Source organism: Rhodosalinus halophilus (assembly GCF_003298775.1).
GTDB lineage: Bacteria > Pseudomonadota > Alphaproteobacteria > Rhodobacterales > Rhodobacteraceae > Rhodosalinus > Rhodosalinus halophilus.
Genome location: NZ_QNTQ01000013.1, coordinates 18078 through 42221, shown reverse-complemented (window position 1 = coordinate 42221; position 24144 = coordinate 18078). Strand labels below are relative to the sequence as shown.

28 protein-coding genes and 1 tRNA gene are annotated in these 24144 nt (G+C 70.6%); 15 read left to right on the top strand and 14 right to left on the bottom strand.

Features of this window, described 5'->3' with window-relative positions; genetic code table 11:
- Positions 1–39: 39 nt before the first annotated feature.
- A complete protein-coding gene (ettA, locus tag DRV85_RS13535) occupies positions 40–1695 on the bottom strand; it encodes an energy-dependent translational throttle protein EttA (RefSeq protein ID WP_113290013.1) in 1656 nt (551 codons plus the stop codon).
- Positions 1696–1876: 181 nt separating this feature from the next.
- On the opposite strand from ettA, the gene DRV85_RS13530 reads away from it, so the two are divergent.
- Positions 1877–2458 (top strand): nicotinate-nucleotide adenylyltransferase, encoded by a 582-nt coding sequence (locus DRV85_RS13530; protein WP_233495523.1) that lies wholly within the window; start codon positions 1877–1879, stop codon positions 2456–2458.
- Here the strand turns inward: DRV85_RS13530 and DRV85_RS13525 are convergent.
- Positions 2408–3265, bottom strand: a complete 858-nt coding sequence (locus DRV85_RS13525) for a DMT family transporter (RefSeq protein ID WP_113290011.1) — start codon at positions 3263–3265, stop codon at positions 2408–2410. The two genes, DRV85_RS13530 and DRV85_RS13525, sit on opposite strands and share 51 nt — an antisense overlap.
- A 105-nt stretch (positions 3266–3370) precedes the next feature.
- Between DRV85_RS13525 and dacB the strand changes: the two genes are divergently transcribed.
- Positions 3371–4864: a D-alanyl-D-alanine carboxypeptidase/D-alanyl-D-alanine endopeptidase gene (dacB, locus tag DRV85_RS13520; RefSeq protein ID WP_113290010.1), complete on the top strand. Its 1494-nt coding sequence runs from the start codon at positions 3371–3373 to the stop codon at positions 4862–4864.
- 4 nt (positions 4865–4868) lie between these two features.
- Here dacB and DRV85_RS13515 read toward each other — a convergent pair whose 3' ends face one another.
- The gene (locus tag DRV85_RS13515) at positions 4869–5300 is read right to left on the bottom strand and encodes a L,D-transpeptidase (RefSeq protein ID WP_113290009.1); all 432 of its coding nucleotides are present in this window, start codon (positions 5298–5300) and stop codon (positions 4869–4871) included.
- Positions 5297–5722: a tellurite resistance TerB family protein gene (locus DRV85_RS13510; protein ID WP_113290008.1), complete on the bottom strand. Its 426-nt coding sequence runs from the start codon at positions 5720–5722 to the stop codon at positions 5297–5299. Before DRV85_RS13510 ends, DRV85_RS13515 begins: the two co-directional genes overlap by 4 nt.
- 109 nt (positions 5723–5831) lie before the next feature.
- On the opposite strand from DRV85_RS13510, the gene DRV85_RS13505 reads away from it, so the two are divergent.
- The 3 genes from DRV85_RS13505 to DRV85_RS13495 are packed head-to-tail and all read left to right on the top strand — an operon-like array spanning position 5832 to position 8118.
- Positions 5832–7406 (top strand): lysine--tRNA ligase, encoded by a 1575-nt coding sequence (locus tag DRV85_RS13505; RefSeq protein ID WP_113290007.1) that lies wholly within the window; start codon positions 5832–5834, stop codon positions 7404–7406.
- Between the two features lie 35 nt (positions 7407–7441).
- The gene (locus tag DRV85_RS13500; RefSeq protein ID WP_113290006.1) at positions 7442–7651 is read left to right on the top strand and encodes a hypothetical protein; all 210 of its coding nucleotides are present in this window, start codon (positions 7442–7444) and stop codon (positions 7649–7651) included.
- A 53-nt stretch (positions 7652–7704) separates the two neighbouring features.
- On the top strand, positions 7705–8118 hold the full coding sequence (locus DRV85_RS13495; RefSeq protein ID WP_113290005.1) for a DUF4864 domain-containing protein: 414 nt from the start codon (positions 7705–7707) through the stop codon (positions 8116–8118).
- A gap of 117 nt (positions 8119–8235) precedes the next feature.
- On the opposite strand, the gene DRV85_RS13490 is transcribed toward DRV85_RS13495, so the two are convergent.
- On the bottom strand, positions 8236–9123 hold the full coding sequence (locus DRV85_RS13490) for a CHAD domain-containing protein (protein WP_113290004.1): 888 nt from the start codon (positions 9121–9123) through the stop codon (positions 8236–8238).
- A 120-nt stretch (positions 9124–9243) separates the two neighbouring features.
- Between DRV85_RS13490 and DRV85_RS13485 the strand changes: the two genes are divergently transcribed.
- Positions 9244–11529: a glycosyl hydrolase family 28-related protein gene (locus DRV85_RS13485; RefSeq protein WP_113290003.1), complete on the top strand. Its 2286-nt coding sequence runs from the start codon at positions 9244–9246 to the stop codon at positions 11527–11529.
- A gap of 137 nt (positions 11530–11666) precedes the next feature.
- Here DRV85_RS13485 and DRV85_RS13480 read toward each other — a convergent pair whose 3' ends face one another.
- Positions 11667–12158 (bottom strand): HugZ family pyridoxamine 5'-phosphate oxidase, encoded by a 492-nt coding sequence (locus DRV85_RS13480; RefSeq protein WP_113290002.1) that lies wholly within the window; start codon positions 12156–12158, stop codon positions 11667–11669.
- A gap of 38 nt (positions 12159–12196) precedes the next feature.
- Positions 12197–12850, bottom strand: a complete 654-nt coding sequence (locus tag DRV85_RS13475) for a hypothetical protein (protein ID WP_113290001.1) — start codon at positions 12848–12850, stop codon at positions 12197–12199.
- 150 nt (positions 12851–13000) lie between these two features.
- On the opposite strand from DRV85_RS13475, the gene parA reads away from it, so the two are divergent.
- The 8 genes from parA to DRV85_RS13435 all read left to right on the top strand — a co-directional run bounded on the left by parA (position 13001) and on the right by DRV85_RS13435 (position 17980).
- The gene (parA, locus tag DRV85_RS13470; RefSeq protein ID WP_113290000.1) at positions 13001–13630 is read left to right on the top strand and encodes a ParA family partition ATPase; all 630 of its coding nucleotides are present in this window, start codon (positions 13001–13003) and stop codon (positions 13628–13630) included.
- Positions 13631–13666: 36 nt separating this feature from the next.
- Positions 13667–14518 (top strand): DUF6206 family protein, encoded by an 852-nt coding sequence (locus DRV85_RS13465; protein ID WP_113289999.1) that lies wholly within the window; start codon positions 13667–13669, stop codon positions 14516–14518.
- Between the two features lie 97 nt (positions 14519–14615).
- Positions 14616–14936, top strand: coding sequence for an antibiotic biosynthesis monooxygenase family protein (locus tag DRV85_RS13460; protein WP_113289998.1), 321 nt, complete (start codon positions 14616–14618; stop codon positions 14934–14936).
- The gene (locus DRV85_RS13455; protein ID WP_113289997.1) at positions 14914–15510 is read left to right on the top strand and encodes a hemerythrin domain-containing protein; all 597 of its coding nucleotides are present in this window, start codon (positions 14914–14916) and stop codon (positions 15508–15510) included. The genes DRV85_RS13460 and DRV85_RS13455 overlap by 23 nt, the downstream gene beginning before the upstream one ends.
- A gap of 66 nt (positions 15511–15576) precedes the next feature.
- Complete coding sequence (locus DRV85_RS13450) at positions 15577–15984, top strand: universal stress protein (protein WP_113289996.1); 408 nt, start codon at positions 15577–15579, stop codon at positions 15982–15984.
- A 28-nt stretch (positions 15985–16012) separates the two neighbouring features.
- On the top strand, positions 16013–16633 hold the full coding sequence (locus tag DRV85_RS13445) for a rhodanese-like domain-containing protein (RefSeq protein ID WP_113289995.1): 621 nt from the start codon (positions 16013–16015) through the stop codon (positions 16631–16633).
- Between the two features lie 7 nt (positions 16634–16640).
- A complete protein-coding gene (locus DRV85_RS13440) occupies positions 16641–17516 on the top strand; it encodes an NAD-dependent epimerase/dehydratase family protein (RefSeq protein WP_113289994.1) in 876 nt (291 codons plus the stop codon).
- A 176-nt stretch (positions 17517–17692) separates the two neighbouring features.
- On the top strand, positions 17693–17980 hold the full coding sequence (locus DRV85_RS13435) for a DUF4399 domain-containing protein (RefSeq protein ID WP_233495515.1): 288 nt from the start codon (positions 17693–17695) through the stop codon (positions 17978–17980).
- 10 nt (positions 17981–17990) lie between these two features.
- Here the strand turns inward: DRV85_RS13435 and DRV85_RS13430 are convergent.
- Positions 17991–18067: transfer RNA gene (locus tag DRV85_RS13430), tRNA-Arg, on the bottom strand.
- Positions 18068–18138: 71 nt separating this feature from the next.
- Positions 18139–18408, bottom strand: a complete 270-nt coding sequence (locus DRV85_RS13425) for a DksA/TraR family C4-type zinc finger protein (RefSeq protein WP_113289993.1) — start codon at positions 18406–18408, stop codon at positions 18139–18141.
- A gap of 185 nt (positions 18409–18593) precedes the next feature.
- Between DRV85_RS13425 and DRV85_RS13420 the strand changes: the two genes are divergently transcribed.
- On the top strand, positions 18594–19595 hold the full coding sequence (locus tag DRV85_RS13420) for a hypothetical protein (RefSeq protein WP_147238852.1): 1002 nt from the start codon (positions 18594–18596) through the stop codon (positions 19593–19595).
- Between the two features lie 14 nt (positions 19596–19609).
- Here DRV85_RS13420 and DRV85_RS13415 read toward each other — a convergent pair whose 3' ends face one another.
- The 5 genes from DRV85_RS13415 to DRV85_RS13395 form a co-directional block, all read right to left on the bottom strand.
- Positions 19610–19939, bottom strand: coding sequence for a hypothetical protein (locus DRV85_RS13415; RefSeq protein WP_113289991.1), 330 nt, complete (start codon positions 19937–19939; stop codon positions 19610–19612).
- Positions 19940–20179: 240 nt separating this feature from the next.
- The gene (locus tag DRV85_RS13410) at positions 20180–21433 is read right to left on the bottom strand and encodes an FAD-dependent oxidoreductase (RefSeq protein ID WP_113289990.1); all 1254 of its coding nucleotides are present in this window, start codon (positions 21431–21433) and stop codon (positions 20180–20182) included.
- Complete coding sequence (locus DRV85_RS13405; RefSeq protein WP_113289989.1) at positions 21430–22260, bottom strand: ABC transporter permease; 831 nt, start codon at positions 22258–22260, stop codon at positions 21430–21432. The genes DRV85_RS13410 and DRV85_RS13405 overlap by 4 nt, the downstream gene beginning before the upstream one ends.
- A complete protein-coding gene (locus DRV85_RS13400; RefSeq protein ID WP_113289988.1) occupies positions 22253–23020 on the bottom strand; it encodes an ABC transporter ATP-binding protein in 768 nt (255 codons plus the stop codon). Before DRV85_RS13400 ends, DRV85_RS13405 begins: the two co-directional genes overlap by 8 nt.
- 87 nt (positions 23021–23107) lie before the next feature.
- A complete protein-coding gene (locus tag DRV85_RS13395; RefSeq protein ID WP_113289987.1) occupies positions 23108–24127 on the bottom strand; it encodes an ABC transporter substrate-binding protein in 1020 nt (339 codons plus the stop codon).
- Between the last annotated feature and the right edge of the window lie 17 nt (positions 24128–24144).

Here is a 24144-nt window from a genome sequence, read left to right as displayed (position 1 = left end):
CGAAAACCCCCGGGGGGCGTTTCCGCCCATCGACTCACCTCACCTCGCGAACTTCTTGTACTTGATCCGCTTCGGCTCCACCGCGTCCGGGCCGAGCCGGCGCTTCTTGTCTTCCTCGTAGTCCTCGAAGTTGCCCTCGAACCACTCGACATGCGCCTCGCCCTCGAAGGCGAGGATATGGGTGCAGATACGGTCGAGGAAGAAGCGGTCGTGGCTGATGACCACGGCGCAGCCGGCGAAATCGGCGATCGCGTCCTCGAGCGCGCGCAGCGTCTCCACGTCGAGGTCGTTGGTGGGCTCGTCGAGCAGCAGCACATTGCCGCCCTCCTTCAGCAGCCGCGCCATGTGCACGCGGTTGCGCTCGCCGCCCGAGAGCAGCCCCACCTTCTTCTGCTGGTCGCCGCCCTTGAAGTTGAAGGCGCCGACGTAGGCGCGGGAATTGATCTCGGCGTCGCCGAGTTTGATCACCTCCTGCCCGTCGCTGATCGCCTCCCAGACGGTGTGGTCGGGGTTGAGCGCATCGCGCGTCTGATCGACGTAGGAGAGTTTCACCGTGTCGCCGTAGTCGATGCGGCCGGCGTCGGGCTGCTCCTGCCCGGTGAGCATGCGGAAGAGGGTGGTCTTGCCCGCGCCGTTGGGCCCGATCACGCCGACGATGCCCCCCGGCGGCAGGGAGAAGGTCAGATCCTCGATCAGCAGCTTGTCGCCATGCGCCTTGCGCAGTTGTTCCACCTCGATGACCTTGCCGCCGAGGCGCGGGCCGTTGGGGATGACGATCTGCGCGCGGCCGACGCGCTCGCGCTCGGACTGATTGGCCAGTTCCTCGTAGGCCTGGATCCGGGCCTTGGACTTGGCCTGCCGCGCCTTCTGCCCCTGCCGGATCCATTCAAGTTCGCGCGCCAGCGTCTTCTGCTTGGCCTTGTCCTCGCGCGCCTCCTGCTCCAGCCGCTTCGCCTTCTGCTCCAGCCAGCTGGAATAGTTGCCCTCGTAGGGAATGCCGCGGCCGCGGTCGAGCTCGAGGATCCAGCCGGTGATCTCGTCGAGGAAGTAGCGGTCGTGGGTGACGATCAGGCAGGTGCCCTTGTAGTCGATCAGGTGCTGCTGCAGCCAGGCGATGGTTTCCGCGTCGAGGTGGTTGGTGGGCTCGTCCAGCAGGAGCATGTCCGGCGCCTCCAGGAGCAGCTTGCAGAGCGCCACGCGCCGCTTTTCGCCGCCCGAGAGGCTGTCGACGCTGGCCTCGTCCGGCGGGCAGCGCAGCGCCTCCATCGCCTGGTCGACCTTGCTGTCGAGATCCCACAGCCCCTCGCCGTCGATCTCGTCCTGCAGCGCCGCCATCTCCTCGGCGGTCTCGTCGGAATAGTTCATGGCAAGCTCGTTGAAGCGGTCGAGCTTGGCCTGCTTGGCCTTCACCCCCTCCATCACGTTGCCGCGCACGTTGAGATCGGGGTCGAGCTCGGGCTCCTGCGGAAGATAGCCCACCGTCGCGCCCTCGGCCGCCCAGGCCTCGCCGGTGAAGTCGGTGTCGATGCCGGCCATGATGCGCAGGAGGGTCGATTTCCCCGCGCCGTTCACGCCGACCACGCCGATCTTCACGCCGGGCAGGAAATTGAGGCGGATGTTCTCGAAGGTCTTCTTGCCGCCCGGATAGGTCTTGGAGACGCCGTCCATGTGGTAGACGTACTGGTAGCTGGCCATCGGCTGTCGCACCTTTCAAGAAACTGAGGGAGTGTCCGCTGCGTGATACTTGAGCGCGCGGGCCGGGGCAATCGGGCGCGCGATTGACTCTGGCCGCCCGCTGCGGTCTGCCTCGCGCGGCGACAGGGCAGGGGATGCGATGGATCGGCCGGGCACGGGGTTGCCGCCGGTGCGGGCGGAAATGCGGGTGGGGCTCCTGGGCGGCTCCTTCGATCCGCCGCACGCGGGGCACCTGCACATCTCGAAGGAGGCGCTCAAGCGCTTCGGACTCGATCGGGTGTGGTGGCTGGTCTCGCCCGGCAACCCGCTCAAGCCGCATGGTCCCGCGCCGCTTTCCGAGCGGATTGCGGCGGCGCGGGCGCTGGTCGATCACCCGGCGATCGCCGTCACGGATTTCGAGGCCCGCGTCGGCACGCGCTACACCGCCGAGACGCTGAGGGAGCTCCGGCGCGCTTGTCCCGGCGTGCGCTTCACCTGGCTCATGGGGGCGGACAACCTCGTGCAGTTCCATCGCTGGGAGAACTGGCGCTCGATCATGCGGGCGGTCCCGGTGGGCGTTCTGGCGCGGCCGGGCCTGCGGCTCGCGGCGCAGACCTCGGTGGCCGCGCGGGCCTTCGCCCACGCGCGCCTGCCGGCCCCGCAGAGCCGGCGGCTGGGCGGCGCGGTGCCGCCGGCCTGGTGCTTCGTCAACGTGCCGATGGTGGATCTGAGCTCAAGCGCGATCCGGGCGCGGGGGGAGTGGCGCGGCCGCAAGCCGGGCTGAGGCAATCCCTGCGGTGATCACCAGCGCCAGCCCCGCCCAGGTCAGCGCGTCGGGCAGCTCTCCGAAGACCGCCCATCCCAGCGCCACCGCCGCGAGCAGCTGGAAATAGACGAAGGGCGCGAGGCGGGTGGCGGGCGCCGCGGCATAGGCCGTCAGCAACAGAAGGTTGCCCAGCATCGAGGCGGTCGCCGAGGCGAGGGTCAGCGCAGCGACCGGCGGCGTGATCGCGGGCCAGAGCGGCAGGGCGACGGGCGTCAGGATCAGTCCGCCGGTGACGAGCTGGGTGACGAGAAGCGCGCGCGGCGGCGCGAGCGGCGCGAGCCAGCGCGACGAACTCAGATAGGCCCCGTAGCACAGGCCCGCTAGCACGGCGAAGCCCATGCCCGGCCCGGCGCCGAAGCCGGGCCGCACCACCAGCAGCACGCCGGCGAAGCCTGCCAGCATCAGCGCGGTGCGCAGCGGCGTCACCGGCTCGCGCGCGAGAACCGCCGAAAGCGCGTAGCTGAAGAGCGGGCCGACGAAGAAGGCGGCGAAGACGTCTGCGACCGGCTCGGTCCTGAGTGCGGTGAGGATCGCGCTGATCCCGCCGGCCAGCAGCAGGCCCCTGAGCCAGATGCGCCAGTCGCCGAAGAGGCGCAGGGTACCGGGCGGGGCGAAGGCCCCGATCAGCGCCGCCCCGATCGCGAACCGCGACCACGCCACGAACAAGGGGCTCACGCCGTGCGAGCCGGTCAGCAGCTTGCCTGCCGTGTCCCCCGCAGGCACAAGCGACATGGCGACGAACATCAGCCCCGCGGCCTTCCACATGGGGGCTGCGCCTAGCACGCGCTCGTGAAGGGGGGAAGCGTGCGGGGCGCTTGTCAGGCCGCGGCCTCTGGGGTTAGCTCACGACGGAGGAGGGCGGTCGATCCAATGCGCGAGACGTTGAACCGCAGGGTCTTTCTGGCCGGACTGACCGCCGCCGCGGCCGGGCCGGCGCTGGCAGCGCCGCCCGTGGCGTCGCTGCGCCCGCTGGCGCGCGGCAGCGCGTTCCTGAAGAGCTCGCTGCCGACGCTCGAGGACATCATCGCGCAGGCGCGAATCGAAGGGGCCGTCGGCGTGGCGCTCGCCGATCTCGAGACCGGAGAGATGCTCGAGACCGCCCGGCCCGACGCGGAATTGCCGCCGGCCAGCACGGCCAAGGCGATCACGGCGCTCTACGCGCTCGAGTCGCTCGGCCCCGCACACCGCTTCGAGACGCGTGTCCTCGCGGCCGGCGAGATCCGCGACGGCGTGCTCAAGGGCGATCTCATCCTCGCGGGGGGCGGCGATCCGACGCTGGATACCGACGGGCTCGCCGCGCTGGCCGACGGCATGAAATCGGCAGGCCTGCGCGAGGTGCGGGGGCGCTTCCGCGTCTGGGGCGGCGGCCTGCCCTACGAGCGGGAGATCGACCCCGGCCAGCCGCCCTACGTCGGCTACAACCCCGCGATTTCGGGGCTGAACCTGAACTTCAACCGCGTGCATTTCGGCTGGAAACGGGCGGGCGACGCCTATGAGGTCACCATCGACGCGCGCTCGGCCAGCTACCGGCCGGAGGTGCGCATCGCCCGGATGCAGGTCGAGGACCGGAGAGGCCCGGTCTACACCTACGAGGACCGCGAGGGGCGCGACCACTGGACCGTGGCGCGCGGGGCGCTCGGCAACGGCGGCGCGCGCTGGCTTCCGGTGCGGCGGCCGGCGCTTTACGCGGGCGAGGTGTTCCAGACCTTCGCGGGCGCGCACGGCATTCGCCTGCCCGCGCCGGAAGAGGCCGAGGCGCTGCCGGCAGGCGCAGAGGTGCTGGCCCGGCGCGAGAGCGCGCCGCTGCCCGAGATCCTGCGCGACATGCTGGATTATTCGACGAATCTGACCGCCGAGGTCGTGGGCATCGCGGCCTCGCTGGCGCGTGGCGCGACGGTGCCCTCGCTCGCCGCCTCCGCGCAGGAGATGTCGCGCTGGGCCGCGCAGGTGCTCGGCATGCGCAACGCGCGCTTCGTCGATCACTCGGGGCTGGGGGATGCCTCGCGCGTAACCGCGGCCGAGATGGCGGGCGCGATGGTGGCGGCCGGCCGCGCGGGCGGCTTCCGTCCCCTGCTCGAGCGCTACGACGTGCGCGACGAGCGCGGCGCGCCGATGCGCGACGCGCCCTTCGCGGTGCAGGCCAAGACCGGCACGCTGCATTTCGTGAGCACCCTGACCGGCTATCTGACCGCGCCCGGCGGGCGTGCGCTGAGCTTCGCGATCCTCACCGGCGATCTGGAGCATCGCGCCACCCTGACCCGCGCGCAGCTCGACCGGCCGCAGGGCGCGCGCGCCTGGGCGGGCCGCTCGCGCCAGCTGCAGAGCGCGCTTCTGCGGCGCTGGGCGAAGCTCTACCGGGCCTGACGCCTCAGGGCTGGATCACGATCCTGACGGCATCCATCCCGACCTCGCGCACGAGGTTGAAGAGAATCCGCGCGTTTTCGGGCGCGAGGCGAATGCAGCCGGCCGAGGCGGGGGCGCCCAGGCGGTCCACCTGATCGGTGCCGTGGATCGCGTAGTTGCCGTGAAAGAAGATCGACCAGGGCATCGGCGCGCCGTCGTAGAGCGTCGAGCGGTGATCCGGCGAGAGCGCCTGCGGCCGGAAGGTGCCCGTGGGCGTGACCTTGCCGGGCCGCGCGGTGGAGACCGGCCATGTCGCGATGGTCTCGCCCTCGAGCCGCACCGTCATCAGCTGATCCGACAGATCGACCCGCGCCTCGAGCTTGACCGCCGCCGCCGCCATGACCGCGCCCGCGAGCCCGGCCGCGAATGCAGCGACGACAAGCGGCGCGGCCCTCATGCCCGCATGTGGCGGGCGCGCGCGCCACGCTCGATCGCCGCCGCGTGCAGCCGGTCGAGGGCGAGCTCGTAGCGGATCTCCTCGAGCAGCCGGAGTTCGCTCTCGCGCAGGGTGCCGTCTGCGGCGGCCACGTCGCAGGCCAGCGCGTAGGCGGTCTCGTAGAGCCGCTCGGGCAGGTTCTCGCGCAGCAGCCCGAACAGCGCGTCCAGCCCGTCCTCCTGCTCGAAGAGATCGAAGACGACCTGCGCGGCCGATTTCATGCGGTCGATGTCGTAGTCGGCGAAGACGGGAAGATGGTTCACAGCAGCCTGGATCTTGACCAGTTCGGCGGTGCGCAGATCCTCGTCGCTGGCGGAGACGGCGACCATGAGCGCCACCAGGCAGTCCTGCGGGCTCAGCGGGTGGGTAACATTCTCGTTCATCTCGGTTCCCGGCTCTCGGACCAGCAGATTATTGACTGCCCGCCGCCCCGGCAATAGGTAGCGGCCGCGCGCGCGGCAAGGGGCCGCGGCGCAATCCCGGGAGCGAGCCATGAGCGATGCACGACACGCGGCGATGAACGCGAAGGCCTGGCCTTTCGAAGAGGCGCGGCGCGTGCTCAAACGCTACGAGTCCGGCCCGCCCGAGAAGGGGCATGTGCTCTTCGAGACGGGCTACGGCCCCTCCGGCCTGCCGCATATCGGCACCTTCGGCGAGGTGGCCCGCACCACCATGATCCGTCGCGCCTTCGAGACGATCTCGGACATTCCCACGCGGCTGATCTGCTTTTCCGACGACCTCGACGGGATGCGCAAGGTGCCCGACAACGTGCCCGACCCCGAGGGCTTGCGCGAGCATCTGCAGAAGCCGCTCACCTCCGTGCCGGACCCCTTCGGCAAGTTCGAAAGCTTCGGGCACCACAACAACGCCATGCTGCGCCGCTTCCTCGACGCCTTCGGCTTCGAGTACGAGTTCTATTCCGCGACGGAGTTCTACCGCTCCGGCGCCTTCGACGAGATCCTGCTGCGCGCGGCCGAGCGTTACGACGATCTGATGAAGCTGATGCTCAAGACGCTGCGCGAGGAGCGGCAGAAGACCTATTCGATCTTCCTGCCGCTGCACCCCGAGACCGGGCGCGTGCTTTACGTGCCGATCAAGCATGTGGACGCGAAGGAGGGCACCGTCACCTTCGACGACGAGCGCGGGCGCGAATGGACCGTGCCGGTCACCGGCGGGCACGTGAAGCTGCAGTGGAAGCCCGACTTCGGCGCGCGCTGGGCCGCGCTCGGCGTGGACTTCGAGATGTACGGCAAGGACCACTCGACCAACACGCCGGTCTACGACGGCATCTGCCGCATCCTTGGCGAGAAACCGCCCGAGCATTTCACCTACGAGCTTTTCCTCGACGAGAACGGCGAGAAGATCTCGAAGTCGAAGGGCAACGGGCTGACGATCGACGAATGGCTGACCTATGCCTCGACCGAGTCGCTCAGCTACTTCATGTTCCAGAAGCCCAAGACGGCGAAGCGGCTCTATTTCGACGTCATCCCCAAGGCGATGGACGAATACCACCAGCAGCTGCGCGCCTACCCGGACCAGCCCGTGGAGAAGCAGCTGGAAAACCCGGTCTTCCACATCCACTCGGGCGACGTGCCGACGAGCGGGATGGTGGTGCCGTTCTCGATGCTCTTGAACCTCGCCTCCGTCTCCTCGGCCGAGGACAGGGAGGTGCTCTGGGGCTTCATCCGCCGCTACGCGCCGGAGGCCAGCCCGGAAAGCCACCCGGACCTCGACCAGGCTGCCGGCTATGCGGTGCGCTACTACAACGACTTCGTGAAGCCCTCGAAGGTCTACCGCGCGCCCAGCGATCTCGAGCGCGAGGCGCTCACCGAGCTGCGCGACAAGCTGGAAGCGTGGGACGGGCCGGTGGACGCCGAGGCGTTGCAGTCGATCGTCTATGCCGTCGGACGCGAGCGGTTCGAGCCCCTGCGCGACTGGTTCCGCGCGCTCTACGAGGTGCTGCTGGGGGCGTCCCAGGGGCCGCGCTTCGGCGGCTTCGTCGCGGTCTACGGCGTGTCCGAGACGGTGGCGCTGATCGACAAGGCGCTGGCGGGCGAGTTGGCCTGATCGAGAGTTCCGAGCCCGCACGCCTGCCGCGGCTCATGCGCCCGCTGGTCCGGCTGGCGGGCATCGCGCAGCCGAAGGGACGGATGCCGCCCGACATGGCCGCCACCTTCGACAAGGCCACGCTGCGCGCATCCGTCGAGCGGATGATCGCCAGGGCCCCCGAACGGCGCGTGCCGGCGCAAGGACGCTGCTTCGCGACAGCCGCGGTGCGCGAGTCGAAGCGCGCCTTCGCCCGCGTGCTTTGACGGTGGCGGCGCCCGGTCTACCTGTCCCTGCGTCAGCCGAAGGAGACCCGCCCATGCGCCGCCTGCTGCTCGCCCTTTTCGCCACGCTCGCGCTCGGCCTGCCGCTTCGGGCCGAAGAGGCGGCCGCGCCGGCCATCCGCGACGTGATAAGCGCCCAGATCGACGCCTTCCGCGCCGATGATTTCGCCCGCGCCTTCACCTATGCCAGCCCCGGCATCAGGAACGTCTTCCGCACGCCCGAGAACTTCGGGCGCATGGTCCGCCAGGGCTATCCGATGGTCTGGCGCCCGGCCGAGGTGCAGTTCCTCGAGCTCGAGGCGCGCGGCGGCGCATTGCACCAGAAGGTGCTGATCCGCGACGGCGACGGCGTCGCGCATGTGCTCGACTACCGGATGGAGCCGGACGGTCAGGGCGGCTGGAAGATCGACGGCGTCCGCATCCTCGAGGCGCCCGAAGTGGCGGCCTGACGCCGCGCCCGTAGGGTGCGTGCTTGCACGCACCGCTGCCTCGCACGCACCGGCTGACGCCGCCCCCCGTAGGGTGCGTGCTTGCACGCACCCTACGGATACGCCTGACACGCCCGCTCAGCGGCGCGGCTCCGCCTCCCAGATGCGGTAGAGCGCGGCCAGCCGCTTCGCCGCACGCTTCGGCTTTTCGGAAAAGAACCGCGCGCCCAGCGCGAAGGCCTCGCGCTCGAGCTCCGCCAGCGCCCGGTCGGCGATGCGCGCGAGTTCCGTCGCCGTCTCGGGCGCGAGCTTCGGCGCCGCGTCCGAGGCCAGATGCGCGGCATAGAGCGCAAGGTCGTGGTGGTCGCCCAGCACGTCCGACAACCGCTTGGCCTCATGCGCCCGCGCGCTCACCGGGCCGGGCCAGACCGGCGACAGGATGCGGCAGTGATACCAGTGGTATTTCACGCGCTTGCGCCATTCGTGCATCGCCTCGACGGTGGGCGCGCCGCGGCAGTCGGCATGGGCCCTGGCCGCGCGCTCCCATGTCCTGGCGAGGCCGCCCTCGATCACCTGCCGCGGCTTGTCCCTGATCGTCCAGTCGGGGATGCGCGCGGCCAGCGCGTCGAGCGCCGCGCGCGTGTCGTCGCCGATCGTCTCCGACACCCCCTCCTTGCGCCGCGTGAGCGCGGCGCGCACGGGCGCGAAGCGCCCCGGCTCCGCCTCGTCGCGCGCCATCAGCCGGTCGTGCGTCTCGATCAGCGCCTCGAGGTCGCGCAGCCCCGAGAGCCCGCGCGCGAGGTCGCGGATCGCCGCGTTCTCGTCGGAATAGGCGCGGAACCCGGGACGCACCAGCCGGATCAGCCCGCGCAGCTTCTTGCAGCGCTTGCGGATCTGGTGGATCGCGTAGTGCGGGTCGAGGTCCGGGTCGCCCGCCTCGCGGCGCGCGCGATCCACCTGTTCCAGCGCGATCCGCCGCAGCGCGTCGCCGAGCGTCGGGTCGCTTTCCTTGAGCTTGTAAGGCATGGGCCGTCCCTTTCGTTCGGCGCGCAACGTAACGGTGGTCTCGGGGAGAGTTAAGCCTTGGCGGCTACCACGCCCGGGCACCCGGCGCGCCGGCGCCGGCCGAGGCGAAAGGGGCAAGCGATGAACAAGGCGATCACCGAGGGCGCGGCGCTGATGCCGCCGCCCTTCGCGGACGGGCTGGGGCAGTGGTCGAAGGGCGACGGCACGCCCGGCTCGGACACCTACGAAGGCGATCCGAACGCCGCCTTCGTGCCGGCGGATCAGGATTTCGGCGGCTGTCTCGAACTGCTCAAGGGCGAGGACGTGCAACGCCTGCGCTACATGGGACAGACCCCCATGCTCGAGGGCTGCTACCTGCGCGTCACCGCGCGCGTGAAGGCTGTGTCGGGGAATCTGCCTGCCGTGCGCATCGCCGGCTGGCCGGGCGACGCGGGCGGCGCGGAGGTGACGGGGCTCACCGTCCGGGGCCCCGAGGTTGCGCTCACGCAGTATGGCGCGGTGACCGAGGTTTCGGCGATCGTGGGGCCGGGCCTGCGCAGCGGGGTCGACATGGTCTGGGGCACGCAGCCCGCCTACGGGCATTTCGGGCTGGACCTGACCGGTCCCTCGGGCGGGGTGGTGCGGATCGACGATCTGCGGATCGAGGACGTCACCCACGTCTTTCACCGCGACATGATGAGCTGGGTGGACGTGCGCGACTTCGGCGCGCTGGGCGACGGCGTGACCGACGACAGCGCCGCCTTCGAGGCCGCCGACCAGGCCGCGAACGGGCGGCGGATCCTGGTGCCCGAGGGCACCTGGCGGCTGACCCGGAACGTCACGCTCGACAGCCCGATGATCTTCGAGGGGCGGCTGTCGATGCCCGACGACGCGATCCTCTCGCTCACCCGCGACTTCCGCCTGCCGGTATATATCGAGGCCTTCGGCGACGAGGAGCAGGGCTTTCGCAAGGCGTTCCAGGCACTGCTCAACAACGCCGATCACGAATCGCTCGACATGGGCGGGCGGCGCGTCTCGATCACGGGTCCGATCGACATGGCGGCCGCCGTGCCGAACCGGTCGAGCTTCGCCCAGCGCCGGGTGATCCGCAACGGCCAGATCTACGCCGAGGGCGACACCGTCTGGGAGCCCGAGGTGGTGACCTCGCAGGCGACCTATTCGGCCGCAGAGCCCAGGCGTCTCACCAACGTGGCCAACATCGCCAACGTCCCCGTCGGCGCGCTGGTCGAAGGCGCAGGCGTGGGGCGCGAGATCTACGTCCGCTCGAAGAACGTGGCGGCAGGCGACCTGACGCTGTCGGAGCCGCTCTACGACGCCGAGGGCACGCAGGTCTTCACCTTCACACGCTTCAAGTACATGCTGGATTTCAGCGGCTTCGAGCGGCTCGACCGCTTCGCGCTCGCCGATATCGAGCTGCAGTGCAACACCGTGGCGAGCGGCGTCATGCTCGCGCCGGTGGGCGTGGGCTTCCAGCTGCGCGAATGCTTCGTCACCCGCCCGCGCGACCGGGGGCTCACCTCGATCGGGCAGGGCTGTCAGGGGATGCTGGTCGACCGCTGCCAGTTCATCACCCGCGAGGGAGACGTGCTGGCGCAGAACCGCACCACCATCGCGCTCAACGCCAACGCCAACGACATCAAGCTGCGCGACAACCGCTGCACGCAGTTCCGGCACTTCGCGGTGCTCGGCGGGCAGAACGCGGTGATCTCGGGCAACCACTTCTTCCAGGGCGACTCCGCCGCCAACGGCGTGCGGCTGGCCGGGATCGCGCTTCTGACGACCAACACCTCGGCCACGATCACCGGCAACTACGTGGACAACTGCTTCATCGAGTGGACGAACGAGCGCGACCCGGATCCTTCCTTCACCGGCGGGTTCAGCTTCGCCGGGCTCTCGCTGACCGACAACACCTTCCTTTGCAGCGGGGTCGCGCCGTGGTTCTCCTATCTCGTGGTCAAGCCGCACGGGCCGGGGCACGGGATTACCGGCCTCACGGTCACGGGCAACGTCTTCCGCGCCGTGGGCGGGATCATCGACCGGGTGGAGCGGGTGGACACGACCTTCGCCGATCTCGACTACGGGCGCACGCGCGACGTGACCTTTGCGGGCAATACCTACCACAACATCGGCGCGCAGGCGGCGAACCCGCTGCGGCTGTCGCACACCCAGAACACCGAGGCGGCGAGCTGGACGATCGACGGTGCGCCGCGGCTGCCCTTCGGCGGACGGGCGCGCCAGATCGACGCGCTGGTGCCGACCGACCGGATCCGCAACGCGGCCGGGGTCTCTGTGCCCGAGTTGCCGCATGCCGATCTCGAAGTCGGCGCCGACGGCGATCAGCTGCGGCTGAACTGGTCCCAGCCCGTGCGCGGCCGCGTCAGCGTGATGGTGCGGATGGACAACTGAACCGGCATCCGGGTGGGCCGGCCCCGGCTTTCAATGGTCCATAAATACCCATGCGGCGCCCGGGTCCGCGCGTCCGGTTCATTGAAACGTGGGTATGGGTATTTGAAGACCATTGAAGAACGCGGTTCGCCGGTCGCTCAGCCGCCGGGGGCGAGGTCGGCCGGCTGCAGCATATAGGCCTTGCCGAAGCCGCCGTTGAGCAGCGCGCGGCTCACCTCGAAGCGCAGGAAGGAGAAATCGGCGAACCCGATGTAGAGCTGCGCCTTGGGCTGCTGCGTCAGGTAGTGCGCGGCGAGATCGGCATGGCCGGGCGCGCCGTGGCGCAGAAAGCGCGCGGTGGCGATCAGCGTGATCCGCGGATGGGTCAGCGGATCGCCCCGCGGCCCCGGCTCTCCGAGCAGCAGCGAGCAGGCCGGATCGGCCTTCAGGGCCTGCGTGTGATGCGACAGGTCGGAGACGAGGCTCACCGGCCGTCCCTCCGGATCGGTCGCCACGGCGACCCGGCTGACCACCGGGTGGCCGCTTTCCGGATCGCGGACGGCAAGGGCGCCGTGCCGGGCGGCGGCGATCAGCTGCCGCGCCAGCGCGCGGGCCTCGTCGTCGGTCTCTCGGATCGGGTACTGGGCCATGCGTGGCAACCTAGGCGCGCGGGGCCTGCCGCGCCATATCAGAAGCGCTGCCACAGCCCCAGCGCGATCCCGCCCGTGCCATCGGGGTCGAGATCGTGGAAGACCCCGAGGGTGAGCGCGCTGCGACCGCGCAGGGGCATGACGGCCGCGGCCTCGATGCGGGCGAAGGGCGGGTCGCCCCATTCGCGTCCGGTCTGAAGCTGCAGCAGCGCCTTTCGCCCGGCCGCGCGCGTGACGCCCAGGGTGAGATCCAGCTTGGCATCCGTTGTGCCGTCGCCGCCGATCTCGGCCAGTGCGTCGGCGGCGATCCATCCCGTGCGGTGCCCTTCGCCGAAGCTTCGCCCCAGCGAGACCCCGGGGCGGACGACGGCGCGGCCGTTCACGGTGCCGAGCCCGACTTGCCAGGACAGGTGCAGCCCGGCGACGCGGCGCCGCTGCGCCCACTGCAGAAAGATCACCGACTTTCCGCCGCCGTCGATCGCGCGCCCCGCGTCGAGGCCGAAGGTCAGGCGCTCCGTCGCGCCGTATTCGAGATAGAGCGCGGCATAGTCGCCCCGGCCCCCCGGCGTCCCGCGCCAGGTCGCGCTCGCGAAACCCTCGCGCTCGCCGCGGGGCCAGGGGCCGGCCGCGGCCGGCGCCGCAAGGACCACGAGGCCCGCGGCGAGAAGTGCCCCTGACAGCTTGCGCAGCATCGCGGCCTCCGCTTCGGGAGAGAGGATTTCGCCCGTGTCTTAATGATCGGTTAATTCGGCTGGAGGCCGGCGCTGGCGCCGGCCGCGCTTCGCGTGCTATTCTGCGCTGCGGCGTCGCCGCAGGGCGCGGGACGAAACGGGGGCAGCAGCATGGCCGAAGGCCGCATCATCACCATCGCGCAGCAGAAGGGCGGATCGGGCAAGACGACGCTCGCGGCCAATCTCGCCGTCGCATGGACCCGCGCCGGCAAGTCCGTCGCGCTCATCGACACTGACCCGCAGGGCAGTCTGGGCCGCTGGTTCATGACCCGGATCGAGGGGCGCGAGACGCCCGACCTGGAGTTCGCGACGTCGTCGGCCTGGGGCGTGGGCTACGAGACCCGCAAGCTCGCCGGCAGCCATGACATCGTGATCGTGGACACCCCGCCCAAGGCCGACAGCGACCTGCGGCCGGGACTGCGCGCCGCCGATCTGGTGATCGTGCCCGTGGCCTCCTCGCATGTCGATCTCTGGGCGACCGAGGGCGTTCTGGATCTTGCCCGGCGCGAGGGCAAGCCGGCGCTTCTGGTGCTCAACCGCGCGCGCGCCGGCACGCGGCTCGGCGCCGAGGTCGCCGATGCCGCCCGCGCGCTTGACGCCATGGTGGCCGAGACCGCCGTCGCCCACCGCGTCGTCTATGCCGAGACGCTGGGGCAGGGGCGCGGCGCGCTCGAGGCGCCGCGCGGCCCCGCGCGCGACGAGATCGCCGCGCTCGCCGAGGAGGTGGCGCGCCACCTCTGAACGCGCTAAGCCGCGCCCGAGGCGAGCGGAGTCGGCATGCCCGAAAAGATCGAGACTCTCGCCCGGCTGATCCGGGCCGAACGCGCCCGCGGCGCCCGCCCGGTGTCGCGGCTGGGGTATTTCTGCGCGCCCTTCCGGCCGGCCGAGGGCCCGTATTCCGACCGGGTGATCAAGGTCTATCGCGCGTTGCCGGATCGCGACGCCGGGCTTCTCGAGCAGCTCGCCACCGCGCATGCCGCCTATGTCGCGCTGCTGCGCGACGCGGGCGTGCCCCTCCCCGAGACGGAATTCCGCCTGGTGCCGCTCGACGGCGGGCGCGCGCCGGTGATCGTGCAGGAGGCGCTGCCGCCGGAGAGCATGATGCGGCCGCAGATCCGCGCCGCCACGCCGGAGCAGGCGGTCGCGCTGATGGAGGCCGCGGGGCAGGTCATCGCCCGCTTCTGGCATGCGGTGCGGGAACACCCGGGCCGCGTGGGCTTTCACCCCTCCATCCGCAACTTCGCGGTGCGCGACGGGGAGGCCGTCTTCTTCGACACCTTCCCGCCGCTCATCGGCTATTCGCGCGAGGAGATGGGACGGCTTTTGCTGGTCTTCTCCGACAAGCGGCTGATGCGGCTGGTGGGGCCGCTTCTCCGGGCGCGCGTCACGGCGATCCAGGACGAGTGGTATTCGCCCGCCGAGACGCTGGTCGGACTCGTCGGCAGCGCGTGCCGGCTGCGGCCATCGGAGGTGCAGCGCTTTCTCGACTGGGGCCGGGATTTCGCCGGCCGGGAGATGGCGCCCTGGCAGGACGAGATCCGCCAGGGCCTCGCCACGCCGCCGCGTCTGCCCAGGGAGTGGACGGCGCTGCGCCGCCTGCTGGGGCTGGAGGGCGAGCCCAACCTCTGAGGCCGCGCGCCGTCGCCAGGGAGCGGTCAGGCGGCGCGGGCCGGTTTTCGCTGCGCGCCAAACGTGCAAGACTCCGGCCGACAGAGGAGCCAAGCCCATGCTGACCGTCGATCCCGCGCGTTCGTGCCAGACCGTGATCACCACCTTCGAATGCTCGCCCGGCACCTGCCAGGATCTTCTGGAGTCGCTGCGCGACGCCTATGACGCCTTCATCTCCAGACAGCCCGGCTTCATCGCGGCGGCGCTGCACGTCAACGATGCGCAGACCCGGATCGCCAACTACTCGCAGTGGGAGCGGCGCGAGGACTTCCTCGCCATGCTGCGCAGCGACGAGATGCGCCAGCGCAACCGCAAGCTCAACGACCTCGCCCGCAGTTTCGAACCGGTGATGTACGATGCCGTCGCAGCCTTCGGCTGACAGCCCCGACCCTTTGGCGCTCGAGACGCGCGAGGGGCTGCCCGAGGCGCTCAGGACGCTGCTCGAGCACTACCCCCGCGCCGGCTGGGCGGAGGATCCGGGGTTCGCGGGGCTGGTGGAGTTCTGGCTCGACCGGCACGGGATGTTCCGCAAGCTCTCGACGCTGCTCGCTGACGAGGCGGGCGCGGCCGAGGCGGGCCGCCTCGACCCCGAGCGGTTCGCCCCGCGGCTCGCGCGATTCGGCGGGATGTTCCTGCAGGAGCTGCACGGCCATCACCTGATCGAGGATCATCAGTATTTCCCCGTGCTGGCCCGGCTCGAGCCGCGGCTCGAACGCGGCTTCGGCCTGCTCGACGCGGATCATCACGCGCTCGACCCCTGGCTCGCGCGGCTGGCCGAGCGGGCTAACGCGGTGATCGGCGCGGTGCAGGCGTGGCAGGGCGGGGCCGAACCCGCCGGCCGGCTGGCCGAGGATCTGGCGGCCTTCGCGCCGCTGCTGGAGCGGCACCTGACCGACGAGGAGGATCTGGTCGTGCCCGTCCTGCTGCGCCATCGCGGCGCGGGGCTCGGATGACCTGTGTCAATGACCGGCGCGGCCCGATCGCGTCAGAGTGACGCGGGATCAAGGAAAGGAAACCGCATGTACAAGCACATCCTGGTGCCGATCTCCTTCGAGGAGGGGCGCGACGCCACCGGCGCGATCGAGGTGGCCAAGGCGCTCTCCGACGAGGGCGCGCGCGTGACGCTGCTCCACGTCATCGAGCGGCTGCCGAGCTACGCCATCTCCTACATGCCGCAGGACTACGTCACCAACGCCCGCAAGGCGATCGAGGAGGAGCTTTCCAACATGGCCTCCGGCGTGCCCGGTGCCGAGGCCATCGTGATCGACGGGCATGCGGGACGCACCATCCTGGACTGGGCGGACGAGAATCACCCCGACTGCATCGTGATCGCGTCGCACCGGCCGGGCATGCAGGATCTGCTGCTGGGCAGCACCGCCACGCAGGTCGTGCGCCATGCCGCCTGCGCCGTGCATGTGATACGCTGAGACTGCCATTGAAGGGAGGAGAACCGCCATGACCATCCGCCAAGTCTTCCGCCGCGCAACGCTTCCGGCAGTCGCCGTCGTTCTGGCCGGCCTGCCCGCGGTCGCCGAGGAACACCCCCGCGTGGGCATCACGTCCGAGATCGACAGCGTGACGGTCGAGACCCGCTCGGGCCCCGTCGAGATCCGCCGCGTTCAGGATCCGGAGAACACGCTCGAGGGAAGCTGGGCGCGTACCTCGCGGCCCTGCCCGGAGTTCTGCATCCAGCCGCATCAGCCGGCCGAGGGCGTCTCGACCATCGGCGAGCTGGAGCTGCTCGACAAGCTTCAGGACCCGGAGGTGATCGTCGTCGACAGCCGCACGCCCGACTGGTACGCCGGCGGCACCATCCCCGGCGCCATCAACATCCCCTATACCGAAGCCGTCGACCGCATGGGGGATCTCGGCTGCGAGATCGACTTCGACGGCTGGAACTGCGAGGGCGCCAGCGAGGTCGCGCTCTTCTGCAACGGCCTGTGGTGCGGCCAGTCGCCCGCCGCGATCCGCCGCATGATCGAGGCGGGCTTCCCGGCCGAGAAGATCAGCTACTATCGCGGCGGCATGCAGACATGGCGTCTGCTGGGCCTGACCGTCACGGGCGGCGAGGGATGAGCCGCGCTTGAGCCCCGGCCGCCTTCTGGTGACGGGGGGCGGCGGACGGATCGGCCGGCTGCTCGCGCGGGCCTGGGCCGATGCGCCGCCGCCGCTCGCGGCCCTCTGGCAAAGCCGTAAGCCTCTGCCCGGCGCGATCGGCTGGTCTCCGCTCGAGGGGACGGAGGCGCTGGTGCAGGCGCTGCGCGGGACGCCGCCGGACGCCATGCTGGTGCTGTCGGGCGTGACGCCCGGCCCGGACGCCGAACTCGACCTCAACGCCGAGCTCGCCGAGGCCTGCCTCGCGGGGGCGCGGGCCGCCGGCATCCCGCGGGTGCTTTACGCGTCGTCCTCGGCGGTCTACGGCCCGCCGCGCGATCGTCCCTTCACCGAGCGTGACCCGCCGCGACCCGTGAGCGCCTATGGCGCGGCCAAGCTCGAGGCCGAGGCGGTTTGCGCGCAGGCGCGCGCTGAGGGGCTGGAGGTCTGCGCGCTGCGGATCGGCAACGTCTTCGGGGCCGACGCCCTGATGGGCAATGCGGCCCGGCTGGAGCCCGGCGAGGCGCTGCGGATCGACCGTTTCGCCGACGGGCAGGGGCCGGAACGCAGCTATATCGGACCCATGACTCTGGCGCGCGTGCTGGGCGCCCTCGCCGCCGATCCCGCCCCGCTGCCGGCGGTGCTGAACCTCGCCGTTCCGGGGGCGGTCTCCATGGCCGATCTCGCCTCCGCCGCCGGGCTGCCCTGGCGCTGGACCCCCGCGCCGGAGGCGGCCGTGCGACGCCTGCTGCTCGATTGCACGGCGCTCGCCGCACGCGTCCCGCTCGCGCCGGAGACGGGCACGGCCAGGTGTATCGCGGCGGAACTCGGCGCCTTGCCGGACAGGCCGCCGAGCCTAGCTTGACGTAGGGGAAGCTGTGTCCCCGACCAGGGAGGATCGTCCGATGAAGACCATGACAGCAGCGGCGCTCGTCGCGCTCGCGGCGGCGCCGGCCATGGGGCAGGAGCGCACGCCCGCGCCCGAGGGAGCGCGGGCCTATATCATCACGCCCGAGGACGGGGGGGGTCGTCACCGCGCCGGTGACCCTGCGCTTCGGACTCTCCGGCATGGGCGTGGCGCCGGCCGGGGTGGAGCGCGAGGAGACCGGCCATCACCACCTCGTCATCGGTGTCGCGCCGGAGGATTTCGACTTCTCCGAACCGGTGCCCTCCGACGCGCAGCACCTGCATTTCGGCGCCGGCCAGACCGAGACCACGCTGGACCTTCCGCAAGGCGAGCACACCCTGTGGCTGCTTCTGGGCGATGCCTTCCACGTCCCCCACGACCCGCCCGTGATGTCCGAGCCGATCACCATAACGGTCGACTAGGGCCAGGCGCTGGCGGTCCCGGAAGGACTCGAACCCTCAGCCTGCCGATTAGAAGTCGGCTGCTCTATCCTGTTGAGCTACGGGACCGCTTCCGGCCTTTTCCGCCATGCGGGCGCGTTTGGCAAGCGCGGCGGGGGGCTGCGCGGGAACCTGATGCGTCATTTGAGCTGGCTGTCCTTCGAGGCGCGCCGGTTCGGCCCGCCGCGCGTGACGGGGCGCGCGTCGCGCTCCACCTGGCAGTCGCGGCAGAGCTTGACGCCCGGGATCGCCCGGCGGCGCGCCTCGGGGATAGGTTCGTCACATTCGGCGCAATTCGCGCGGCTCTCGCCCTGCGGCTGTCGCCGTGCTCTCAAGCGTTGCAACTCGTCCTCGATCGAGGCTTCGATCTGCGCGTTGACCGCGCCATCTCGCGTCCAGCCTCCGGCCATGCCGCACCTCCGCCACGAAGCCTACCATTTCAGTGAACGGCGCGCGAGCCTGCCGCTCGACGCACCGAGATCGATGCGGAGGATCCAGACGACGGGGCCGAAGACTTTGGCCCGGTTTGCGTGTCGCCGGCGCGGTCCGGACGCCCGGCGCACACGCCTGGTCGCCAGGCGCGACCGTCGAGCAGATGGTGGCCCGCTCCGGCGGACCGCAGGCCGCTCCGATCGACGACTTCGGAAAACTGCTGCAGTCCTACGCGACCGTCGGGGCCTTCGAGGCGCTTGTGCAGTCAATCGCCGAACTGGAAGCGCGCGAGGCGCGGCTTCGCGCGGAAATGGCCTTCGTCGAAATGGCCTTCGGTCGGCCCGCCACCGGCGCGTCGCAGGGCGCGGAGGCGACGCTGCCTCCGGGTGCGGAGATGCTCGACATCTGGGCCTTTCTTCCCGCCGAGGATGCGGGCGCATCGCCGGAGGCGGTGCTGCGGGGGCTGTCGGGCTATGACATTGCGGCCTTCCGCCGGCTCCAGCGTGACCGCCCGGACCTCGCGGTCATCCGCTTTCCCGAGCGCGTCGCCGCGAACGCCCTGCTTTCGGACGTGCGCGAAACGCAGCAGAAGCTGATCGTGGACCACGTGGCGCAATGGCTCGTCGCCTGGAACGGGCTCGAGGTGAAGCGCGACGCGCTCGCGCGCCAGGCCGATCGGTATCGGGAGCAGCAGTCGGTCCTCGAGGGCAACCTAGGTCTTCTCGAGGCGCAACTGGAAAACGTGCGGTCCCTGCGCGAAAGGGGGCTCGCGCGGGAAACCGATCTGCTGAACCTGCAATCTGCCTATGCGAACCTGCTGACCTCGCGGCTCGCCCTGCTCGACGCGATCTCGGAAAACGAGACGGAACGTCTCGAACAGGAGCGCCTCATGCGCAGCTTCGACTCGAACCGCAGCGCCGAGATCGGCGCCGAGCTCGAGCAGGTGCGCGGCGCCTTGATCGAGGCGCGCAGCCGGAAGGAACAGGCGCGTCTCGCCGCCAATGTCGCGGCGGCCTGGCGCGGGACGGGCCATGCGTTCGAAGAGACCCCGCGATTCCGCTATCAGATCCGACGCGGAGGGCAGGGGGATCTCCTGCCGGCGGGCCCGTCTGCCGAAGTCCTGCCCGGCGACGTGGTTCTCGTGTCGCTGATCGAAGACTTCTGAGGCGGCTCGCCCGGCTAGCCCGTCAGATACCGGATCGCCAGAAGGATCAGCGCCCACAGCACCGCGCCCGCCAGCAGCGCGGGACCGAGCACGCGCGCCAGGGCGAGGTCATCCTGCTGCTCGTCCTCGGACGCGCGTAGCGCGCGGCCGCCATCACGGGCGGTATCCTGCCGGGTCGGCGGCTTGTGCGCGCCGCCGGTGGAACGCACGGAAACGCTCGGCCCGCGCAAGGCCGGGCGATCGTCCTTGCCCGGCTCTTCCGCGGCCGCTGAGTGCGACGCGTCCCTCTCGCGATAGATGCGGTTCACCTTGCGACACTCCTCGCGATGCGTCCTGATGCTCATGTCCCGGGGCCATACCCCCAAAATGGGAGGTAGCGAGCGCGCCCGTCAAGGCAACCGCAAACCGCAGTGAGGCCGCTCGGAGCGGTTTTGTCGGGAGCGCCATGGTGGCAGGCGAGCCGCGGTTGCGAGATACCTCGGGGGCACGCGCTCAAACCCCAGACGACGTGGCGGCGGGAGTCGAGGAAGCCGCGTGTCCGCCAGCGCGGTCTCGAGGCGGCGAAACATGGACCCCGTCGCGCTTTACCCGGGCAACGCCTCGGGGCTCAGCACCGCTCCCTGACGTCGCAGAAGGGTCTGAACCGTCGCGGCGTCGAACCGGCCCGCGGCCTCGAGCGCGGCGGCGACGCCCGCCGCCTGGCCGGTGGCCATCGCGGTTCCCATGACCCGGATCGCGGCGCCGGCCTTGCGGTCGCCGTCGGCAAGGCGTCCGGCACAGAAGAGATTCGGCGTGTCGGCGCTGTGCAGGCAGGCCAGCGGAATCTGAAAGGGATCCCGATCCGGCGGGACGTCGAAGCTCGAGGCGAAGCTCGCCCGGTCGTGCCATTCCGCGCCCCAGGCGCCGAGCGCGATGCAATCGTCGAAACTGCGTCGGCCTTCCACATCCGCCCAGGTCAGCTGGCGGCGGCACACGAGGTGGCGGGATTCGCGGGTGCCGATCTCGGGGCCCGTCGAGACGAGATAAGCATTCTCGCAGCCGGGGATCGTGCGCACGGCCTCCAGATAGGCCCAGGCCTGCCGGCGCGCGTCGCGCTCCGCGCGTGAGAGCGACAGCGCATCGCGCGGATCGTAGTCGGCCGAGGCGAGGTAGAGCACGAGGTCGTGCGAGTTGGGCAGCCGCACGACGACGCAGCGGTCCTTGGTCACGCTGCCCGGGGCGAAGCCCTGCGCGGCCACCGCGTCGATCAACTGATCCGTCGTGACCTCGACGTCGGCGGGGATGCCGCCGAAGCGCGTGCCGAGCGTGCCGAGGTTCACGCCGTCAGGGTTGCCGTAGCGCGTCGCGGCGCCCGCCCGCGCGGCAAGGTCGCCGTCGCCCGTGCAATCGACGAAGGCGCGCGCCTCCAGTTCGGTCTCGCCGCCGTGGTCGGCGACGGTCACGGCGCGCAGCCGGCCCACGTCGCGCCGCGCGGCGGTGACGAAGGCGCCGTGCCGGACCTCGACGCCCGCTGCCTCGGTGAGCCGGTCGAGCACGCGCTTGAGCGGCTCGGGATCGAAGGGCAGGAACACGCCGCGGAAGCGCATCACCGGGCCTAAGCCGCCCATCTCGCGCAGGCCCTGCATGACCTCCTCGGCGATGCCGTAGACGGCCTGCCGCGGCGTCTGGCTCAGCGTCATCATCCCGCACCAGGTCGAGACGTTGCGCATCGTCGCCGCGCCGCCGAGGCAGCCGTTGCGCTCGATCAGAAGGGTCCGGGCGCCGGCGCGGGCCGCGGCGATGGCGGCTGCTGTGCCCGCCGTGCCGCCGCCCGCGACGATCACGTCCCAGCCGCTCACGTCCGCCAACCCAGCACCCGGCGCTCGATCTGCGCGATGGCGGCGCTGACGATCACGCCGAGCAGCGACAGGATCACCACCCCGGCGAAGAGCCGCTCCAGGTCGTAGAGCGACCCCGCCTGCAGGATGTAGGCGCCGATGCCGTATTCGGCGCCGAGCATCTCGGCGGCGACGAGCAGGATGATCGCGATGGCGAGCGAGATCCTGAGACCCGAGAGGATCCCCGGCATCGCCCCCGGCAGCACGATCTTGCGCACGATGGAGAGCCACGACAGGCCGAAGCTCTGGCCCATGCGGATCAGCGAGCGGTCCACGTTGTCCACCGCGCCGTAGGTCGCCACGACCGTCGGCGTGAAGGTGCCGAAGGCGATCAGCGCGTATTTCGAGCCCTCGTCGATGCCGAACCAGATGACGAAGAGCGGCAGGAGCGCGATCTTCGGGATCGGGAAGATCGCCGCCACGAGCGGCACGAGACCCGCGCGCACGTAGGAAAAGAGCCCGATCAGCACGCCGAGCAGGACGCCCGCGCTCGCCCCGAGGGCGGCGCCCACGGCGAGGCGGCTCAGCGAGGGGCCGAGATGCTTGAAGAGCAGGCCGCTGTTCCAGAGCTCGACGAAGGTGCCGAAGACGTCCGACGGTCGCGGCAGCGTCAGCGGCGAGATCCATCCCGCGCGCGTGCCCCATTCCACGAGCGCGACGAGCGCGACGAAGACGGCGACGCCGACCCAGCGCCGCGACTGCGGCGCGAAGCCGCCGCCGCGGAAGCGCACCTCCATCGCGGGCCCGTCGGAGGCGGGGCGCTCCGTGGCGGCCGTGGTGTCAGACATCGATCAGCTCCTCCTCGGCCGCGCGGGCCTCGTCGCGCATCATCTCCCACAGATGCCGCTGGACCTCGTCGAGGTCCGGGTCGGCGTAGAGACGCTCGGCCAGTGGCTTCTCGATCTCCACCACCTCGCAGATCCGCCCCGGGCGGCGCGAGAGCACGACGATACGGTGCCCGAGGCGCACCGCCTCGGCGAGATTGTGGGTGACATAGACGGAGGTGAAGGGCTGGCGCGTCCAGAGCGTGATGAGGTCGTCCATCAGCAGTTCGCGGGTCTGGCTGTCGAGCGCCGAGAGCGGCTCGTCCATCAGCATCACCGCCGGGTTCACGGCGAGCGCGCGCGCGATGGCCACGCGCTGCTTCATGCCGCCCGAGAGCTGCTTGGGCAGCGCGCTCGCGAAGTCGGAAAGCCGCGTGCGTGCGAGCACGTCGTCGATGATCGCGCGCGCCCGCTTGCCGCGGATGCCGTGATCCTCGAGCACCAGCGAGATGTTGCCCTGCACCGTGCGCCAGGGCAGCAGCGCGAAGTCCTGAAAGACGAAGGTGAGCGGATTGAGGCAGCCCTCGGGCGGAGCGCCGATCTGCAGGACGCGGCCCTCCATGGGGCGTTCCAGCCCGCCGATGAAGCGCAGCAGCGTCGATTTTCCGCATCCCGACGGACCGACGAGACAGACGATCCGGCCCGCCGGAATGGCCAGCGAGATGTCCTGCAGCACCTCCGTGTCGCCGTAGGCGTGGCGGATCGCCTCGAGGCGGATGTCCATGCGCGCTCCTGTCGGATCGGGGGCGAGAAAAGCTTGACGGGCCCGCCCCGGCGCGAAGCCGGAGCGGGCCGCGACGTCGTGACCGGCTCAGGCCTGGAAGGTCTCGACGTAGCTGGTGTCGACCAGCATATCGAGCGTGATCGACTCGTCCACGAGCCCCTCCGCCTGGAACCACTCCAGCTGATCGCGGACCGAGGCGACGTTGAGCCGCGCCCCCTCGTTGATGCGCATGGTTCCGTTGATGATGGAGGGCGCGGCCTTGTCGAGCGGCCGGTCGGTGTAGACGTAGTTGTGAATGAGCTTCACCATCTCGTCGACGCCTTCCTGGCCGCCGGCCCTGTCGATCATCGTGGCGTTGTAGTCCGACACCCCGCGCGAGAAGCCGGCCAGGAAACTCTCCGTCAGCGCGCGCTCCTCGGCGGCGTTCTCCGTCGAGGTGAAGACGGTCGTGGTCTGGTAGCGCGGCAGGTAGTCCTGCACCGCCCCGATGATGTGGACCGCGCCGGAGCCTGCCAGCGGCTTGGCGATATGGGGCACGATGTTCCAGGCATCGATCTGGCCGGACTTCAGTGCGCCGATCACCGCGCCCACCTTCTGGAGCGGCTTGTAGGTCAGCTCGATCCCCTCGGCCTCCGCGACCCGCGAGCCGACGTAGTGGAAGGACGAGCCCGTCTGCGTGACGCCGTAGGTCTTGCCGTCCAGCATCGCCGGGCTGGTGATTCCGGACTGATAGGCCGCGTCCGAGACGAGGATCTGCTGGCCGTCGATGCCCTCTTCCTCGGACAGCGCGCCGCCGATCACCTTCACCGCGCCCTTCTGCGCGAGCGAGATCAGCCCGCCCGAGATTGCGGTCACGCCGAAGTCGACGTCGCCCGAGGCGATCGCGACGGCCATCGGTTGCGCCGCCTGGAAGAACTTCAGCTCCACGTCGAGGCCCGCGTCGGCGAAATAGCCGCGCTCCACCGCGATGAAGCTCCCCGAATGCGAGGTGAAGCGCAGCGCGCCCACCACGACCTTGCGGTTCTGCGCGATCGCCGGCGCGGCGAGGCCCGAGGCGGCTGCAGCGCCGATCAGGCCGATCGTCTGTCGTCTGTTCAGTTTGACCATGGTCTCCTCCCTTGGGT

Coding starts and splice junctions, on each gene's coding strand:
- DRV85_RS13405 (WP_113289989.1), bottom strand. CDS start 22,260: ATGTCTGACACCACGGCCGCCACGGAGCGCCCCGCCTCCGACGGGCCC.
- DRV85_RS13420 (WP_147238852.1), top strand. CDS start 18,594: ATGGTGGCCCGCTCCGGCGGACCGCAGGCCGCTCCGATCGACGACTTC.
- DRV85_RS13490 (WP_113290004.1), bottom strand. CDS start 9,123: ATGCCTTACAAGCTCAAGGAAAGCGACCCGACGCTCGGCGACGCGCTG.
- DRV85_RS13475 (WP_113290001.1), bottom strand. CDS start 12,850: ATGCTGCGCAAGCTGTCAGGGGCACTTCTCGCCGCGGGCCTCGTGGTC.
- DRV85_RS13485 (WP_113290003.1), top strand. CDS start 9,244: ATGAACAAGGCGATCACCGAGGGCGCGGCGCTGATGCCGCCGCCCTTC.
- DRV85_RS13425 (WP_113289993.1), bottom strand. CDS start 18,408: ATGGCCGGAGGCTGGACGCGAGATGGCGCGGTCAACGCGCAGATCGAA.
- parA (WP_113290000.1), top strand. CDS start 13,001: ATGGCCGAAGGCCGCATCATCACCATCGCGCAGCAGAAGGGCGGATCG.
- DRV85_RS13500 (WP_113290006.1), top strand. CDS start 7,442: ATGCGCCCGCTGGTCCGGCTGGCGGGCATCGCGCAGCCGAAGGGACGG.
- DRV85_RS13460 (WP_113289998.1), top strand. CDS start 14,616: ATGCTGACCGTCGATCCCGCGCGTTCGTGCCAGACCGTGATCACCACC.
- DRV85_RS13495 (WP_113290005.1), top strand. CDS start 7,705: ATGCGCCGCCTGCTGCTCGCCCTTTTCGCCACGCTCGCGCTCGGCCTG.
- ettA (WP_113290013.1), bottom strand. CDS start 1,695: ATGGCCAGCTACCAGTACGTCTACCACATGGACGGCGTCTCCAAGACC.
- DRV85_RS13445 (WP_113289995.1), top strand. CDS start 16,013: ATGACCATCCGCCAAGTCTTCCGCCGCGCAACGCTTCCGGCAGTCGCC.
- DRV85_RS13395 (WP_113289987.1), bottom strand. CDS start 24,127: ATGGTCAAACTGAACAGACGACAGACGATCGGCCTGATCGGCGCTGCA.
- DRV85_RS13465 (WP_113289999.1), top strand. CDS start 13,667: ATGCCCGAAAAGATCGAGACTCTCGCCCGGCTGATCCGGGCCGAACGC.
- DRV85_RS13450 (WP_113289996.1), top strand. CDS start 15,577: ATGTACAAGCACATCCTGGTGCCGATCTCCTTCGAGGAGGGGCGCGAC.
- dacB (WP_113290010.1), top strand. CDS start 3,371: ATGCGCGAGACGTTGAACCGCAGGGTCTTTCTGGCCGGACTGACCGCC.
- DRV85_RS13400 (WP_113289988.1), bottom strand. CDS start 23,020: ATGGACATCCGCCTCGAGGCGATCCGCCACGCCTACGGCGACACGGAG.
- DRV85_RS13515 (WP_113290009.1), bottom strand. CDS start 5,300: ATGAGGGCCGCGCCGCTTGTCGTCGCTGCATTCGCGGCCGGGCTCGCG.
- DRV85_RS13530 (WP_233495523.1), top strand. CDS start 1,877: ATGCGGGTGGGGCTCCTGGGCGGCTCCTTCGATCCGCCGCACGCGGGG.
- DRV85_RS13505 (WP_113290007.1), top strand. CDS start 5,832: ATGAGCGATGCACGACACGCGGCGATGAACGCGAAGGCCTGGCCTTTC.
- DRV85_RS13510 (WP_113290008.1), bottom strand. CDS start 5,722: ATGAACGAGAATGTTACCCACCCGCTGAGCCCGCAGGACTGCCTGGTG.
- DRV85_RS13525 (WP_113290011.1), bottom strand. CDS start 3,265: ATGTGGAAGGCCGCGGGGCTGATGTTCGTCGCCATGTCGCTTGTGCCT.
- DRV85_RS13455 (WP_113289997.1), top strand. CDS start 14,914: ATGCCGTCGCAGCCTTCGGCTGACAGCCCCGACCCTTTGGCGCTCGAG.
- DRV85_RS13415 (WP_113289991.1), bottom strand. CDS start 19,939: ATGAGCATCAGGACGCATCGCGAGGAGTGTCGCAAGGTGAACCGCATC.
- DRV85_RS13480 (WP_113290002.1), bottom strand. CDS start 12,158: ATGGCCCAGTACCCGATCCGAGAGACCGACGACGAGGCCCGCGCGCTG.